Genomic DNA, 15,320 nt, shown 5'->3' on the forward strand with positions numbered 1-15,320 from the left:
CAAGAAGCGGGACGTATCCGGGGCGATCATCGGTTAGGATGCTCCCCATGTTGAGCGAATGCACCATGGCCTCGCCGGTGGGCGAGCTGACCCTCGTGGCAAGCGGGCATGGCCTGCGCGCCGTCCTGTGGGCCGACGAGCGGGTCGGGCGGGTGACGCTGCCCGAACGTCGCGACGATCCGGCGCATGCGGTACTGACGCAAGCGGTGTGTCAGCTGTCCGAATATTTCGCGGGAGGACGCCGCGTGTTCGACCTGCCGCTCGACCCCGAAGGCACCGCGTTTCAGAAGGCGGTGTGGACGGGCTTGAACGCCATTCCATATGGCGAAACACGCAGCTACGCCGCGCTCGCCACCGCGATCGGCCGGCCGGGGGCATCGCGCGCGGTGGGGGCGGCGAACGGGCGCAACCCGCTGTCGATCGTGACGCCGTGCCACCGGGTGATTGGTGCGAACGGGACGTTGACGGGCTTCGCGGGCGGGCTGGCCGTGAAGCAATGGCTGCTCGCCCATGAACGCGGCGAGCCGACGCTCGCGCTGGCATAAGCGCGTCTGAAACCCTTGCTCCGGGGTGGTCCTGGAGCACAACGATATGGGATCGAACCGAGCCTGGCCCCTCCCCTTCAGGGGAGGGGTTGGGGTAGGGCATCGCCACAGGCCCGGCGTTTGCGGAAAGGCCCCACCCCCTGCCCCTCCCCTGAAGGGGAGGGGTGGATCAAGCTGATGTCATCATGCTCCCAATCTTCATTCGGGTATATTTACCTGGCCGAGATATTTGCGGTTTGGGGATTCGTAATTGGGGAAATTGGTTCGTCATTACTCGGTTATTCTCTAATTTATAAATTTTATTGAATTAATTAGCGTTATGAATCTGAACAATAAATCAGGAAATATTTGAATAATAACGCCGTGCATCATCCTTGTTGTTGATGACAACAAAGTGCTGTATTAATGTGGCAATGCATTGTTAATAAAAAGAGGAATCAAAGATTTGGGGGATCTATGATAAATCGTTTTATGGTAATGGCTTCGGCTTTGATGTGCTTTTCCGGCCCCGTCAATGCGCAACAGACAGCGCGATGGGAGGGGGTGGATTTTTCTTCGAATGTTGATTGTGGCTACGTTTATGCGGATAGCTCATCAAATTATACGCACTGGGATATGTCGCTACAAATTCTAGTGACTTTCAATTTTAACTTTACTCAGAGCTATAACAAATCGGAGCGGCAAACCCGGCGGGTGCATTGGGATATGTCGACCGGAGCTTCGAGTATTGAAACAAAGCACTATCTTGGTAATCCGACGAATAGCTATGGTCAGTCTGTGCATGTAAGGTCATGTAACGGTCCATGTGGTATTACCAGAGCATCCAAGCCTAGAGAATCATGCAATGGAGCACGGACATGAGCATGCTGATCTTCGTCATAGCGCTGCAGGCCTCGATCATATCTGGTGGTGACATCAGGCCTGAGGGAGCGGTAATCGAGCGGTCTTCCAGCGGTCCATCTCTTCACAACTCTCAAGCCGAGATCCAAAACGAACGGCGCTCCCCGTCAAGCGCACAAAGGCCTTTGGCGCCAAGTCGTTCAAGTGACGTCGATGAAAATGCCGTCATTCGTGAACAGATAGCGCTGGGTCGAGACATGGCGCGTGGTGGTTTCAAGCCCAATCCTCAGCCACTGCCTATGGAGCCCTATCCTGGGTGTCGTCGAATCGACCGTATTCCGATGGGTGTGAAGTTGACAGGGTCTGATGTCACTAACGGCCTGAGCGATCTCTACAAATGCCCGCAATTTTCCGCAGTCGTAACGTATCTTGATGTTGCCGCTCCGATCGGCGGAACGGTTACCATTGGATTTCCCGATGCGGAAACGGCCGCCGTTATAAACGGAGGCGCATTGAGTCGGTCGTTTTACGCGACACCGGGCAAGGGCGCCCGGGTTACCGATATGTGGATCGGTAAACGCCAGGGGGTGACGGTTTCCCTGATCTCCAACTCTCTTTCCCTGAAAGACATGCAGACAAAAGCGGATCTGATGACCGAAACAATAACCAAGGCGTTTCTGTAAAGCCCGATCACCTCATGCCCGGATATACCTGGCATGGGGTGACGGTGGATATTGGGACCATGTCGGGCGGTAACCTTGCTCAGGCTGCGGCATATCGGATGGGGTCAGTCGTCCCAGAGGATCGTGATCGGCGCATCGATTCCCAGCACCGCATGAACCGGGCAGGCTGCGGCCGCGGCTTCCAGCCTTTTACGCTGGGCGGCGTCATACCGTCCCGGCACCCGGACCGTCACGCCCAGCGTCGTGATCCGGCGCGGGGCGTTGCCCATCGCCTTGGTGACGGTCGCGGTCGCGCCCGCCAGTTCCAGCCCGGCGACCCGCCCCGCCATCGCCATGATGCTCAGCACGCAGCCGCCCAGCGACACCGACAACAGGTCGCTGGGCGAGAAATGCTCGCCCCGCCCGCCCAGCTCCTGCGAGGCGTCCATGACCAGCACCGCGCCATTGTCAGGATGGGCGACATGACAGCGCAGGCCGCCTTCGTAATGGACGATGAAATCGGCCATGTTACCCGCTGTTCCTCAATGCCGTGGCGATGCCGTTGATCGACAACAGGATGCCCTCGCCGATGCGCGGATCGTCCTCGCCCGCGCGGTGCCGCTTCATCAGTTCGATCTGCAGCAGGTTCAGCGGCTCGATATAGGGCAGACGCAGGCGGATCGACGCCTCCAGTGCCGGGTTGTCTGACAGCAGCCGCGTCTGCCCGGTCACGGTCAGCAGGCCGTCGCGCGCGCGGTGCCAGCCGTCATGGATCCGCCCGAATATCGTGTCGCGTAAGGTTTCGTCCTCGACCAGACCCGCATAGCGCCGCGCGATGCCGATGTCGGACTTGGCCAGCACCATCTCCATATTCGCCAGCGTCGCGGCAAAGAAGGGCCAGTGTTTCGCCATCTCGGCGAGCAGCGCCTTGTCCTCGAACTGCGCGATCGCGGTGCCGACGCCGAACCAGCCGGGCAGCATCACGCGTGCCTGCGCCCAGCTGAACACCCAGGGGATGGCGCGCAAATCCTCGATCGCGTCGGACTTTTTGCGGCTGGCCGGGCGGCTGCCGATCTTCAGCCCTGCGATTTCCGCGATCGGGGTCATCTGGCGGAAGAAGGTGCGGAAGCCCTCGGTCCCGTAGACCAGAGCGCGATAGGTGGTGAAGGCAGTGGCCGACAGCTCTTCCATCGCCGCGGTAAAGCGCGCGGTGTCCGCGGCCGACAGCCGGTCGGGTTCCAGGCTGGCGAGCAGGGTGGCGGAGGCCATGGCTTCCAGATTGGTCAGTGCCGAGTCGCGCGTGCCGTATTTGCCCGCAATCACTTCGCCCTGTTCGGTGATGCGGATACGGCCCTGCACCGTGCCGTGCGGCTGGGCGCGGATCGCGGCGAAGGCGCTGCCGCCGCCACGCCCCACCGCGCCGCCGCGGCCATGGAACAGCTGCATCCGCACGCCCGCCTCATCAAAGACCGGGCGGAAGGCGCTCGACGCCTTGGACAGCGACCAGGTGGAGGTCAGGTAGCCGCCATCCTTGTTCGAGTCCGAATAGCCGATCATCACTTCCTGGTGCCCGCGGGCGCGGACGATCGCGGCGATCTCCGGCAGCGCGAAATAGGCGCGCATGATCTCCGGCCCGGCTTCCAGATCCTCGATCGTCTCGAACAGGGGCACCGCCATGATCGCGGCGGTGGCGGGCGCGCCGGGGCGGTAGAGGCCGAATTCCTTCAGCATCAGGTTGATTTCGAGCAGGTCGGACACCGACTTGCCCATTGAGACGATATAGTTGGTGATGCACTTCGGGCCATATGTGGCATGGGCATCGGCGGCGGCCCGGACGATCGCCAGTTCGGAGCGGGTCTCGTCCGAATAGTCCGCATATTGGCTGAACAGCGGCCGGGCATTGGCGAGTTCGCGGCGGAGCAGCGCGACGCGGGCGTCCTCGTCGAGCGCCAGATAGTCCGCCTCGACGCCCGCGACCTTCAGCAGTTCGGCGACGACGCGCTCATGCACCGCCGAATTCTGGCGCAGGTCGAGTGTGGCCAGGTGGAAGCCGAACGTCTCGACCGCGCGGATCAGCCGGCCCAGTGCGCCGCTGCTCGCCAGCGTGCCGTCGCCCTGCGCCGCCAGCCCCCGCGCGATCGCGACCAGATCGGTGCGCAGCGCCTTGGGATCGGGATAGGGCTGGCCGGTCAGCTTGCCCGGGCGGGGCGGGGTCTTGCCGGTGAGGTGCTGATGGGTTGCGGCCAGTCGCGCATAGATGCCCGACAGTGCGCGGCGATAGGGCTCGTCCGCGCGGCTGAGCGCGTCGTCGCCGCTGGCATCGGCCAGCGCCAGCACCGCTTCGTCCACCTGCGCATGGCCGGTCGAGATCGACAGTTCGGCGCCCAGCGCGTGGACCGCCTCGCAATAATGGGTCAGCACCGCGTCCGCTGCCTGCGCCAGCGCGGTGGTCAGCGATTCGGCGGTGACGAAGGGGTTGCCGTCGCGGTCGCCGCCGATCCACGAACCGGGGCGCAGGAAGGCGGGCACGCGCGCGCCGAACGCCTTGTCCCAACGCTGGTAGAGCGCGGGGAGGACGGGGAGGAATACGTCGCGCAAGTAAGACAGCGCCGTCTCCACCTCATCGGTGACGTACAGCCGCTCGCGGCGCAGGACGCGCGTCTGCCAGAGGAGCGCGATCTGGCGGCCGATCGCCGCTTCCACATCGTCGCCGTCGGGCGTCACGTCACGGCCGGCGTCGCGCATCGCCAGCAATTCGGCGATGCGGTTGCGGTGGTCGATCATGCTCTTGCGCCGCACCTCGGTCGGGTGCGCGGTCAGCACCGGCACGACCAGCGCCTGCGCCAGCAGCTCCATGGCCGCGTCGCGGTCGATGCCCTGTTCGGACAGCGTCGCCAGCACCTCGGCAATATCGGTGCCCGGCTCGCGCGCAATGCCCTGTCGATCCTCGGCCAGATTGGCGAGCATCGAGAACAGCATGAAGCCACGCACGAAATCCAGCGTCTCGTCGAGCGCCAGCTTCTCCAGTTGCAGGTCGACCGATCCGTCCTCGCCCAATCCGCGATAGCGATCGACCGAGGCGCGGCGAATGGCTTCGGTCGCCTCGAACAGCGCGTCGCCGCCATAACGGCGGATCACATCGCCAAGCTGTGCGCCCAGAAAGCGGATGTCGGGATTGTTGGCGATCGGAGGCAGGATTGTCATGGGCGCTATTGCTGCAACGCAATAGGATGCGCGTCAACCAATCGCGACATGTAATTTTGGTATAATATTATGGCAGGCGGAAGCGTAGAAATTACGCATGTCTCAACTTTTCTTCCCTCCCGCCTGCGGAAGGGGAGGAAACAGAGGCGTTGGCTCTTCCATAAGCGGGAGGAGAGTAAGGAGAGGCTTGGTATCGGCAGTGGTCCTGTGTGTCCGAGGCTGCCGCTCAGTTCGCATTCCCCGGCGGGGTCGCGGTCGCGCCCGTCGCCACCGGGTTGCTGGGTGTCGCGGGCCGTTCGGTGCGCGAAGCCTCGCGCTCTTCCGACGTGACCGTACCGTCGCGGTTCAGGTCCATCCGGTCGAAACGCGCGAGCATCCCCTCGAAGAATTCGCTCTCGGTGATCTCGCCGTCCTTGTTGCGGTCCAGCTCCCACAGGCGCGAATTGGTGGTGGGCATTTCATCGGCGGTGATGATGTCGTTGCCGTCGCGGTCCAGTTCGCGGAAGCGGCGCGCCATCATGCTGCCGAAGTCGACGCGGGATGTGACGGAGGGCGGCACGAAGCCTGCCTTGGCGGCGGCACGGTCGGCCTCGGCGCGGTTTTCCGCCTTCTTGCCACAGGCGGTGGTGGTGGCGGCCAGTGCCATCAATCCCAGGCTCGTCAGGCCTCTTGCCCATCCACGCATTCGACACTCCCGCTTCGTTACGCTTCCAGCTCAACGTCCCAATAGAGCCAGTCGTGCCATGTTTCATGCAGATAATTGGGCGGGAAGCTGCGGCCATGTTCCTGCAGATGCCAGTTGGTCGGGCGGATCGGCTCGATATGCAGCGGCATCGCGGCCTGGCGCGGGGTGCGCCCGCCCTTTTTCAGGTTACAGGGCGCACAGGCGGTGACGACATTTTCCCAGGTCGTCCGGCCGCCTTGTGCGCGCGGGATGACATGGTCGAAGGTCAGGTCGCGGTGCGATCCGCAATATTGGCAGGAGAAGCGGTCGCGCAGGAACAGGTTGAAGCGGGTGAAGGCCGGGAATTGCGACGGCTTCACGAATTGCTTGAGCGCAATGACCGAGGGCAGCTTGACCTTGGCGGTCGGGCTGCGCACCTCGCGCTCATAATGGGCGACGATATCCACCCGGTCGAGGAACACGGCCTTCACCGCGGTCTGCCAGGGCCAGACCGACAGCGGATAATAGGACAGCGGCGTATAGTCCGCATTCAGTACGAGCGCCGGACACGAGTCCGGGTGTCGGATCAGGTCGGGATGAAACACAGCTCCTCCCTTCGTGGTACGCCGACGCTCTTCGCGCAGGCGCGTGACATGGCTATGACACTGCGCACTATGACAGCATGGGATGTGAATCGCGGTCAAGGGGGCGGGCGATGAGCGGTGGGCGACCCGTGACGCGATTCGCGCCCAGCCCGACCGGGCGGCTGCATCTGGGGCACGCGCTGTCGGCGGTACGCGCCTTCGATCTGGCGCGGACAAGCGGCGGGCGCTTCCTGCTGCGCATCGAGGATATCGACGGCACGCGCAGTCGCCCCGAGCATGTCGATGCGATCCTGCGCGATCTGGAATGGCTGGGGCTGGAATGGGACGAACTGTCCTTCCAGTCCGAGCGGCTGGGCCTGTACGCGGCGGCACAGGGGCGGCTGGCCGATCTGCTCTATCCCTGTTTCTGCACCCGCGCCGAAATCGCCGCCAGCCTGTCCGCCCCGCATGGGGCGACGCCGCTCTATCCGGGCACGTGCCGCCATCTGTCGCCCGGGACGCGCGCTGCGCGGATGGGCGAGCCGCATAGCTGGCGGCTGGACATGAAACGGGCGGTGGAGCGCGCCGGGCCGCTTTGCTGGCAGGACGAATATGCAGGGACGGTCGCTGCCGATCCGCTCGCCCAAGGCGACGTCATCCTCGCACGCAAGGATGCGCCCGCCAGCTATCATCTGGCGGTGACGGTCGACGATGCCGCGCAGGGCGTGACCGACGTGGTACGCGGGGTCGATCTGTTCGACGCGACCCATATCCACCGGCTGTTGCAGGGGCTGCTCGACCTGGAGACGCCACTCTATCACCACCATCCGCTGATCGTCGGCGCGGACGGCCAGCGCCTGGCCAAGCGGCACGGTGCGCCTGCGCTGGCGGCGATGCGCGAAGCGGGAGAGGATGGCCGCGCGCTGGCCGATGCGCTGCGCCGCAATATGCTTCCTGCTGGATTTCGGCTGGGGGAGGCGTAAGCTCAAGGGCATGACCACTTTTCTCGTGATCCTGCTGATCGCGGCGATGCTCGCCACCGTCGTCGCGCTGGTGCGCGGCATCATCACCTTTCTCCAGGAGGCGACGGCCGAGGCGAAGGGCGAGGGGCCGACCGCGTCGCAGCTGAAGTCTAACCGGATGATGCAGCAGCGCATCTTTTTCCAGGCGCTGGCGATCACCGTCGTCGTGCTGCTGCTGTTCATGGCGGGGCGGACCTGATCCCTTGGTCAAGCTGACGAAAATCTACACCCGCACCGGCGACGAAGGCACGACCGGGCTGGTCGACGGATCGCGCCGCTCCAAGGCGGAGCCGCGCATGGTCGCGATTGGCGAGGTGGACGAGGCGAACAGCGCGATCGGCGTGGCGCTGCTGTCGGTCGAAGGGCCGCTCGCCGCGCAATTGACCATGATCCAGAACGACCTGTTCGATCTGGGCGCGGACCTCGCCACGCCCGGCGAGATCGAGGGCGCGCTACGCATCGTGCCCGAACAGGTCGCGCGGCTGGAGGCGGAGATCGACGTGATGAACGCATCGCTGTCGCCGCTGACCAGCTTCATCCTGCCGGGCGGCAGCGCGGCGTCCGCGCACCTGCATCTGGCGCGCGCCATCGCTAGGCGGGCCGAGCGCGCCGCCGTGGCGCTGGCCGAGCAGGAGGCGATCAACCCGCCCGCGCTCGCCTATCTCAACCGATTGTCCGATTGGCTTTTTGTCGCCGCGCGCACGATGAACCAAAGCGGCGCATCGGACGTTCTTTGGGTTCCAGGAGGGGCGCGCATGGTACGGTAAGGGGCCGACCGGCCTCCCCATGTCCCGGGGAGCGCCCAATGCCGACCCTCATACCGTCCTCTGTGGCGACCCTTGAGCCTGCCAGCGAGCTTGCATCCCGCTATCGTTCTGTCCGTGCGCTGACCCTGGCGCTGGCCGCGCCATTGTCCGATGCCGATGCGACCGTCCAGTCGATGCCGGACGCGTCGCCCGCCAAATGGCATATGGCGCATACCACCTGGTTCTTCGAAACCTTCGTGCTGCGCGACCATGTGCCGGGTTATGGTCTGCACGATCCGCGTTTCCCCTTCCTGTTCAACAGCTATTACGAGGCGGAGGGAAAGCGTCACGCGCGCCATCGCCGGGGGATGATCACCCGGCCGACGCTGGACGAGGTGCGTGCCTATCGCGCCCATGTCGACGCCGCGCTGCTGGCGGCGCTGCCCGACCTGCCCGCCGAGGCGCGCGAACTGGTGGCGCTGGGCTGTCACCATGAGGAGCAGCATCAGGAGCTGTTCGTCACCGACATCCTGCACCTGTTCTCCGAAAACCCGCTCGAACCGGCACTTTATACGCCCGAGCCGAAGGCCCCCGTCGCGATGCCCGGTGCGATCGGCTGGATCGAGGGCCGGACGGGGATCGTCGAGATCGGCCATGACGGGCAGGGCTTCGCCTTCGACTGCGAAGGGCCACGTCACCAGGCGTTGCTTCAGGGCCATGCCATGGCCGATCGCACCGTCACCAATGCCGAATGGATGCAGTTCATCGACGATGGCGGCTATCATGATGCACGGCTCTGGCTGTCGGACGGTTGGGCCTGGGTGAAAAGCGAGGGCATCGCCGCGCCGCTCTATTGGGAGCAGCGCGACGGCGGCTGGACCCGGTTCGGGCTGGACGGACGGCGCGCGATCGACCCGGCCGCGCCGGTCACGCATGTCAGCTTCTACGAGGCGGACGCCTTTGCCACCTGGGCGGGCGCGCGCCTGCCGACCGAGTTTGAATGGGAAGCGGCCGCCGCGTCGCGTGACGCATCGGGCGGCAACCAGCTGGACCGCGCGGGCGCGATCGAGCCGCGCCCCTCGCCCGGCGGCCCGGCCTTTTTCGGCGACGTCTGGGAATGGACCGGTAGCGCGTACCGTCCCTATCCCGGCTTCCACCCCGTCGAGGGCGCGGTCGGCGAATATAACGGCAAGTTCATGAACGGGCAGTTCGTCCTGCGCGGCGGCAGCTGCGCGACGCCGCGTGGCCATGCCCGCGCCTCTTACCGCAACTTCTTCTATCCCCATCAGCGCTGGCAGTTCACCGGCGTCCGCCTGGCAAAGGACCTGTAATCATGCTGAAGCCCGAAATCGAGGACGGCCAGATGTCGCTGGCTGACCCTGCCTTTCGCGCGGACGTGTTCGCCGGGTTGGAGCGCCGCCCGCGCGCCATCCCCGCGCGCTGGCTCTACGACCGCACGGGGTCCGAGCTGTTCGAGGCGATCACCGACCTGCCCGAATATTATCCGACGCGGACCGAGACCGCGATCCTGAAGACCATGTGCCCCGATCTGGTGGAGCATGTCGGCAAGGGGCGCGCCGTGGTCGAGTTCGGTTCGGGCTCCTCGACCAAGACGCCGGTGCTGCTGCGCTGTGTCGAACCCTCGGCCTATGTGCCGATCGACATTTCGGGCGACTTCCTGCGCGAATCCGCGCGCGGGCTGCAACAGGCCTTTCCCGACCTGCCCATCCATCCGCTGGAAGGCGATTTCATGCGTCCGCTGGCGCTGCCTGCGGTGGTGGCGGATGCGCCGAAACTGGGCTTCTTTCCCGGTTCGACCATCGGCAACATGACGCCTGCCATGGCGACTGACCTGCTGCGCGCGATGCGCGGCTCGCTGGGCGAGGGGGCGATGCTGCTGATCGGCATGGACCGGACCAAGTCCAGCGACGTGCTCGTCCCCGCCTATGACGATGCGGCAGGCGTGACGGCGGCGTTCAACCGCAACCTGCTCGACCGGATCAACCGCGAGCTGGACGGCACCATCCCGGTCGACGCCTTCCGCCACCGCGCGATCTGGAACGACGACCGCTCGCGGATCGAGATGCACCTAGCCGCAGAGCGGGACGTGGATTTCACCATCGAGGGGCGGCCCTTCGCCATGGCGTCGGGCGAAACCATCCATACGGAGAACAGCCACAAATACGGCCCCCGCGATGCCAAGATCCTGTTGCGGGCGGGCGGCTGGACGCCGATCGCGCAGTGGAGCGATCCCGACGAGCTGTTCGCGGTCTATCTGGCCGAAGCGCAATCTGCTCGGCTCGCGCCATGAACGGTCTGGCGTAATATCCGGATACAGATCTAATTTTTGTTAAGGCCGTGCGACTTTTTGGCAGGTTTGACGTTGTGAATCCCGGTTTGGCCAAGGTTCAACTCGACAGGGTGTTCCACGGTCCGGCCCCGCGAAAAGTACTTCTGATCGTTTCACTATAACAGAAGAACTTGTCGACGGTTCCTGATCGGGAGGAGCATGATGACCGAAAGCGCACAACTGCTCGACGCGTTCGATGCACGGGTCGAGCGTCGCAATATGCGGCGTGAATTCTTCAAGACGGCAATGGGCGCGGCAGCCGCCGGCGTGACCGCCTTTTCCCTGGCGGGCAAGGCCGGGGCACAGTCGACGGTCACCGACACCGATATCCTGAACTTCGCGCTGAACCTCGAATATCTCGAGGCGCAGTTCTATGCCTTTGCCGCCAACGGCACCGGGCTGCCCGCCAACCAGTTGACCGGCACCGGCACGCAAGGGGCCGTGACGGGCGGCCAGCAGGTCAATTTCGCGACCGGCATCGGCGATGACGCCATTGTCGGGCAATATGCCCGCGAGATCGCGGCGGACGAGGCGGCGCATGTCGCCTTCCTGCGCACCGCGCTGGGTAGCGCGGCGGTCGCGCAACCCGCGATCAACATCTCGGGCGATGCCAATGGCCCGTTCACGGCGGCGGCACTGGCCGCGGGCGTGATTACCAGCGGCACCTTCAACCCCTATAGCTCGCCCACCGCTTTCCTGCTGGGCGCGTATATCTTCGAGGATGTCGGCGTGACCGCCTATAAGGGCGCCTCGCCGTTGATCAGCAACAAGACCTTTCTGCAGGCGGCGGCAGGCATCCTGGCGGTCGAGGCTTATCACGCCGCGATCGTGCGCACGACGCTCTATGCCCGTGGCTATGCCGATCCCAACCCGGAATCGTCGCTCATCACCGCCGCAGGCAAGATCTCGGACGCGCGCGACAGCCTGGACGGTTCGAGCGACCTCGACCAGGGGATCGCCCAGACGACGGTCAACGGACAGCTCGTGTCCAACATCGTGCCGCTCGATACGAACGGCATCGCGTTCAGTCGCTCGCCGGGTCAGGTGCTCAACATCGTGTACCTGAACAAGGCGGCCGCCACGCTGGGCGGGTTCTTCCCGAACGGCGTCAACGGCAATCTGCGCGCGAGCGTGGCGAACTGATCCCCTTTTTCCTCCTCTGGAGAGGATTTGAATCATGAGCGAAGAACGCTGCATTCTCGAGGTTATCGAAGAGGCCTCCGCCAAGCGTCGGTCCGATCGTCGCCGTTTCATGCGCATGGCCGCCGGGGCCGGCGCCGTCGGTGGCCTGGCGATGCTGGGCGCCTGCGGGGACGATGGCGACAATGTCATCGTCGTGCCCACGCCGACGCCCACCACCACCCCGACCGGGTCGGTGACGGATGCCGATGTGCTGAACTTCGCGCTCCAGCTCGAATATCTGGAAGCGCAATTCTACAGCTATGCCGCCTTCGGCACCGGCCTGCCGTCGTCGGCGCTGACCGGCACCGGAACGCAGGGTGCGGTCGCGATCAACACCAGCGCCACCAACGGCGCGGGCCAGCCGCGTCAGGTCCAGTTCAAGGACCCGATCGTCGCGCAATATGCGCGCGAGATCGCCTATGACGAGATCGCCCATGTCAACTTCCTGCGCAATGCGCTGGGCAGTGCGGCGGTGGCGCAGCCTTCGATCAACCTGTCGGGCGATGCCAGCGGTGCGTTCACGGCGGCGGCGGTCGCGGCGGGGGTCATCACCAGCGGATCGACCTTCGATCCTTACGCCTCGGACGAGGCCTTCCTGCTCGGCGCGTTCCTGTTCGAGGATGTCGGCGTCACCGCCTATATGGGCGGCGTCGCCCTGTTGACCAACAAGACCTTTATCGAGGCGGCGGCGGGCATCCACGCGGCCGAGGCCTATCATGCCGGTCTGGTCCGCACGACGCTGTACCGCAAGGGGCTGAGCAATGCGTCGCTCATCACCAATGCGGGCAAGATCTCGGACGCGCGCGACAGCCTGGACGGCTCGACCGATCTCGACCAGGGCATCGTCGCGATGGTGAACGGCGCGCAGGTGGCGAACCTGGTTCCCGCCGATTCCAACGCTATCGCCTTTGTCCGCACGCCCGGCCAGGTGCTGAACGTCGTGTATCTGAACAAGGCGGCGGTGAACGGCGGCGGCTTTTTCCCCGGCGGTCTGAACGGCACCGTCCGCACCAGCGCCGCCAGCGGCTAAACTGCCCTTCCCAAGGTCCCCTCCAAGGGCCGCTTGCCCCGACCGGTCGCCAGTCCCCTGGCCGGTCGGGGCATTTTGTATGTGTCGCGGGGCTGTTCCCCCTTCACGCGAAACCGCTTCTTATCCGCCGCGAACTCGCTTATGATGGGCCGTATCCCCGGGGGAGCGCTGGCCTGCGCTTGAGAGGGGGGCAAGAGCCCCTGACCCGCTGAACCTGATCCGGCTGACACCGGCGTAGGGAGGGAGCGGCCCCATCTCTCATGGTCCGTTTCCTCCGCATGGAGTGGACGACTATGGCAGATATCCCCGCAAAGACCGAAATCCCCCCCGCGGGCAGCGCAATCGGCGTGACCACCGGCCCCATTCGTGGCTCGAAGAAGATTCACGTCGGCCCGCTGAACGTCGCGATGCGCGAAATCCATCTCGACCCGTCCTCGGGCGAGCCGCCCTTGCGCGTGTACGACACCAGCGGCGCGTACACGGACCCCAATGCGCGCATCGACATCATGGCGGGCCTGCCGCAGATCCGCCGCAACTGGATAGAGGCGCGCGGCGATGTCGAGGCCTATGACGGCCGCGAAATCCGGCCCGAGGATAATGGCCAGCTCGGCCCCGACCGGTCGGGCGGCGTGCCGCAATTCCCGCGCACCGGGCTGAACCGCCCCTTGCGGGCCAAGTCGGGCATGAACGTCAGCCAGATGCATTATGCCCGGCGCGGCATCATCACGCCCGAGATGGAATATGTCGCGACCCGCGAGAATCTGGGCCGCGAGATGCTGAAGGACTATGTCCGCGACGGCGAGAGCTTCGGCGCGGAGATTCCCGATTACGTCACGCCTGAATTCGTCCGTGACGAAGTGGCGCGCGGCCGGGCGATCATCCCCAACAACATCAACCATCCCGAGTCCGAGCCGATGGCGATCGGCCGCAACTTCCTGGTCAAGATCAACGCCAATATCGGCAATTCGGCGGTCGCCAGCAACGTCGCCTCCGAAGTCGACAAGCTGGTCTGGTCGATCCGCTGGGGCGCGGACACGGTGATGGACCTGTCGACGGGGCGCAACATCCACGACACGCGCGAATGGATCATCCGCAACTCGCCCGTGCCGATCGGCACCGTCCCCATCTATCAGGCGCTGGAAAAGGTCGGCGGCATTGCCGAGGAGCTGACCTGGGAAATCTTCCGCGACACGCTGATCGAACAGGCCGAGCAGGGCGTCGACTATTTCACCATCCATGCGGGCGTGCGCCTGCCCTACATCCCGCTGACCGCCAGGCGCGTCACCGGCATCGTGTCGCGCGGCGGCTCGATCATGGCCAAGTGGTGCCTGGCGCATCACAAGGAGTCGTTCCTGTACGAACGCTTCGACGAGATCACCGAGATTATGAAGGCCTATGACATCGCCTATTCGCTGGGCGACGGCCTGCGTCCCGGCGCGATCGCCGACGCCAATGACGAGGCGCAGTTCGCCGAGCTGTATACGCTGGGCGAGCTGACCAAGCGCGCCTGGGCGCAGGACGTGCAGGTCATCATCGAAGGCCCCGGCCATGTGCCGATGCACAAGATCAAGCAGAATATGGAAAAGCAGCTGGAGGCGTGCGGCGAGGCGCCCTTCTACACGCTCGGGCCGCTAACAACGGACATTGCGCCGGGCTATGACCATATCACCAGCGGCATCGGTGCGGCGATGATCGGCTGGTACGGCACGGCGATGCTCTGCTACGTCACGCCCAAGGAGCATCTGGGCCTGCCCGACCGCGACGATGTGAAGGTCGGCGTCGTCACCTACAAGCTGGCCGCCCACGCCGCCGACCTGGCCAAGGGGCACCCCGCCGCCAAGATGCGCGACGACGCACTGAGCCGCGCCCGCTTCGAGTTCCGCTGGCGCGACCAGTTCAACCTGTCGCTCGACCCCGACACGGCGGAGTCCTACCACGACCAGACGCTCCCGGCGGAAGGCGCGAAAACCGCGCATTTCTGTTCGATGTGCGGCCCGAAATTTTGTTCGATGAAGATCACGCAGGAAGTGCGGGAATTTGCCGCGTCGCGCGCGGCGAATAGCGACCTGCTGGGAGCAGGTCGCGATCCCGAACCTCGGGAGTTCGCGGCCAAGCAGAACGCGCCAGTAGAAACCTTCGTCGCGGCGGAGGATGCCGAGGTGGGGATGCAGGAAATGAGCGAACGGTTCCGCGAGAAGGGCGGGGAGGTTTACCTTCCGGCGGAGTGATAAAAAGGGGCGGTCTTTCGACCGCCCCCTTCTTTTAAGCGTACTGGATCAACTTCCACGTCACCGCCTTGCCGTCATAGGGCGGCATGCGGTTGCCCTCTGCGATAGGGGCAGTGGTGGAATACCCGATGGGCTGCCAGACCCCGGAGTCGGGGCAGATTTCGCCCGTACGGGCAGTGGTACCAATAGGTTTACGAGTACGCATTGTATGCTCTTCCTTTAACAGGCTCTGGTTCCGGACACGCAAACCAGTTGATTGTTAA

Annotated in this window: 14 protein-coding genes and 1 riboswitch; of the genes, 10 read left to right on the top strand and 4 right to left on the bottom strand. The window is 64.7% G+C overall.

What is annotated here, in order from left to right; genetic code table 11:
• Positions 1 to 47 precede the first annotated feature (47 nt).
• Both BSZ14_RS07625 and BSZ14_RS19285 read left to right on the top strand, forming a co-directional pair.
• Complete coding sequence (locus tag BSZ14_RS07625; RefSeq protein ID WP_076710461.1) at positions 48 to 545, top strand: methylated-DNA--[protein]-cysteine S-methyltransferase; 498 nt, start codon at positions 48 to 50, stop codon at positions 543 to 545.
• Positions 546 to 1,402: 857 nt separating this feature from the next.
• The gene (locus BSZ14_RS19285; RefSeq protein ID WP_139330367.1) at positions 1,403 to 2,068 is read left to right on the top strand and encodes a hypothetical protein; all 666 of its coding nucleotides are present in this window, start codon (positions 1,403 to 1,405) and stop codon (positions 2,066 to 2,068) included.
• A 104-nt stretch (positions 2,069 to 2,172) separates the two neighbouring features.
• Here BSZ14_RS19285 and BSZ14_RS07635 read toward each other — a convergent pair whose 3' ends face one another.
• From BSZ14_RS07635 to BSZ14_RS07650, 4 genes are all read right to left on the bottom strand, one after another.
• Entirely contained in the window at positions 2,173 to 2,574 is a 402-nt protein-coding gene (locus tag BSZ14_RS07635; RefSeq protein WP_076710463.1) for an OsmC family protein, read from the bottom strand.
• A gap of 1 nt (position 2,575) precedes the next feature.
• Positions 2,576 to 5,251, bottom strand: coding sequence for a phosphoenolpyruvate carboxylase (gene ppc, locus BSZ14_RS07640; RefSeq protein ID WP_076710464.1), 2,676 nt, complete (start codon positions 5,249 to 5,251; stop codon positions 2,576 to 2,578).
• A 226-nt stretch (positions 5,252 to 5,477) separates the two neighbouring features.
• Positions 5,478 to 5,936 carry an EF-hand domain-containing protein gene (locus BSZ14_RS07645; protein WP_076710465.1) on the bottom strand — a complete coding sequence of 153 codons (459 nt, stop codon included), beginning with the start codon at positions 5,934 to 5,936 and terminating at the stop codon, positions 5,478 to 5,480.
• A 17-nt stretch (positions 5,937 to 5,953) separates the two neighbouring features.
• Positions 5,954 to 6,520 carry an HNH endonuclease gene (locus tag BSZ14_RS07650; protein ID WP_042485172.1) on the bottom strand — a complete coding sequence of 189 codons (567 nt, stop codon included), beginning with the start codon at positions 6,518 to 6,520 and terminating at the stop codon, positions 5,954 to 5,956.
• Positions 6,521 to 6,630: 110 nt separating this feature from the next.
• On the opposite strand from BSZ14_RS07650, the gene gluQRS reads away from it, so the two are divergent.
• The 8 genes from gluQRS to thiC all read left to right on the top strand — a co-directional run bounded on the left by gluQRS (position 6,631) and on the right by thiC (position 15,057).
• A complete protein-coding gene (gene gluQRS / locus BSZ14_RS07655) occupies positions 6,631 to 7,482 on the top strand; it encodes a tRNA glutamyl-Q(34) synthetase GluQRS (protein WP_076710466.1) in 852 nt (283 codons plus the stop codon).
• Between the two features lie 10 nt (positions 7,483 to 7,492).
• The gene (locus tag BSZ14_RS07660; RefSeq protein WP_042485175.1) at positions 7,493 to 7,720 is read left to right on the top strand and encodes a twin transmembrane helix small protein; all 228 of its coding nucleotides are present in this window, start codon (positions 7,493 to 7,495) and stop codon (positions 7,718 to 7,720) included.
• 4 nt (positions 7,721 to 7,724) lie between these two features.
• Entirely contained in the window at positions 7,725 to 8,288 is a 564-nt protein-coding gene (locus BSZ14_RS07665; RefSeq protein WP_042485178.1) for a cob(I)yrinic acid a,c-diamide adenosyltransferase, read from the top strand.
• 38 nt (positions 8,289 to 8,326) lie between these two features.
• Positions 8,327 to 9,598: an ergothioneine biosynthesis protein EgtB gene (egtB, locus tag BSZ14_RS07670; RefSeq protein WP_076710467.1), complete on the top strand. Its 1,272-nt coding sequence runs from the start codon at positions 8,327 to 8,329 to the stop codon at positions 9,596 to 9,598.
• 2 nt (positions 9,599 to 9,600) lie between these two features.
• Complete coding sequence (egtD, locus tag BSZ14_RS07675) at positions 9,601 to 10,578, top strand: L-histidine N(alpha)-methyltransferase (protein WP_076710468.1); 978 nt, start codon at positions 9,601 to 9,603, stop codon at positions 10,576 to 10,578.
• A gap of 201 nt (positions 10,579 to 10,779) precedes the next feature.
• Positions 10,780 to 11,760, top strand: coding sequence for a ferritin-like domain-containing protein (locus BSZ14_RS07680; RefSeq protein WP_042485204.1), 981 nt, complete (start codon positions 10,780 to 10,782; stop codon positions 11,758 to 11,760).
• Between the two features lie 34 nt (positions 11,761 to 11,794).
• Complete coding sequence (locus tag BSZ14_RS07685) at positions 11,795 to 12,829, top strand: ferritin-like domain-containing protein (protein ID WP_076710469.1); 1,035 nt, start codon at positions 11,795 to 11,797, stop codon at positions 12,827 to 12,829.
• Between the two features lie 149 nt (positions 12,830 to 12,978).
• A riboswitch (TPP riboswitch) is annotated at positions 12,979 to 13,087 on the top strand.
• 35 nt (positions 13,088 to 13,122) lie between these two features.
• Positions 13,123 to 15,057: a phosphomethylpyrimidine synthase ThiC gene (gene thiC / locus BSZ14_RS07690; protein WP_076710470.1), complete on the top strand. Its 1,935-nt coding sequence runs from the start codon at positions 13,123 to 13,125 to the stop codon at positions 15,055 to 15,057.
• Positions 15,058 to 15,320: the final 263 nt, after the last annotated feature.

The sequence above is a fragment of the Sphingomonas sp. Sph1(2015) genome (assembly GCF_001970915.1).
Classification (GTDB): domain Bacteria; phylum Pseudomonadota; class Alphaproteobacteria; order Sphingomonadales; family Sphingomonadaceae; genus Sphingomonas; species Sphingomonas parapaucimobilis.

Excerpts from the sequence above, each read along its gene's own strand:
- gluQRS (WP_076710466.1), top strand. The coding sequence starts at position 6,631 with ATGAGCGGTGGGCGACCCGTGACGCGATTCGCGCCCAGCCCGACCGGG.
- BSZ14_RS07635 (WP_076710463.1), bottom strand. The coding sequence starts at position 2,574 with ATGGCCGATTTCATCGTCCATTACGAAGGCGGCCTGCGCTGTCATGTC.
- thiC (WP_076710470.1), top strand. The coding sequence starts at position 13,123 with ATGGCAGATATCCCCGCAAAGACCGAAATCCCCCCCGCGGGCAGCGCA.
- egtD (WP_076710468.1), top strand. The coding sequence starts at position 9,601 with ATGCTGAAGCCCGAAATCGAGGACGGCCAGATGTCGCTGGCTGACCCT.
- BSZ14_RS07625 (WP_076710461.1), top strand. The coding sequence starts at position 48 with ATGTTGAGCGAATGCACCATGGCCTCGCCGGTGGGCGAGCTGACCCTC.
- BSZ14_RS07685 (WP_076710469.1), top strand. The coding sequence starts at position 11,795 with ATGAGCGAAGAACGCTGCATTCTCGAGGTTATCGAAGAGGCCTCCGCC.
- BSZ14_RS19285 (WP_139330367.1), top strand. The coding sequence starts at position 1,403 with ATGAGCATGCTGATCTTCGTCATAGCGCTGCAGGCCTCGATCATATCT.
- BSZ14_RS07645 (WP_076710465.1), bottom strand. The coding sequence starts at position 5,936 with ATGCGTGGATGGGCAAGAGGCCTGACGAGCCTGGGATTGATGGCACTG.
- BSZ14_RS07680 (WP_042485204.1), top strand. The coding sequence starts at position 10,780 with ATGACCGAAAGCGCACAACTGCTCGACGCGTTCGATGCACGGGTCGAG.
- BSZ14_RS07660 (WP_042485175.1), top strand. The coding sequence starts at position 7,493 with ATGACCACTTTTCTCGTGATCCTGCTGATCGCGGCGATGCTCGCCACC.
- ppc (WP_076710464.1), bottom strand. The coding sequence starts at position 5,251 with ATGACAATCCTGCCTCCGATCGCCAACAATCCCGACATCCGCTTTCTG.
- egtB (WP_076710467.1), top strand. The coding sequence starts at position 8,327 with ATGCCGACCCTCATACCGTCCTCTGTGGCGACCCTTGAGCCTGCCAGC.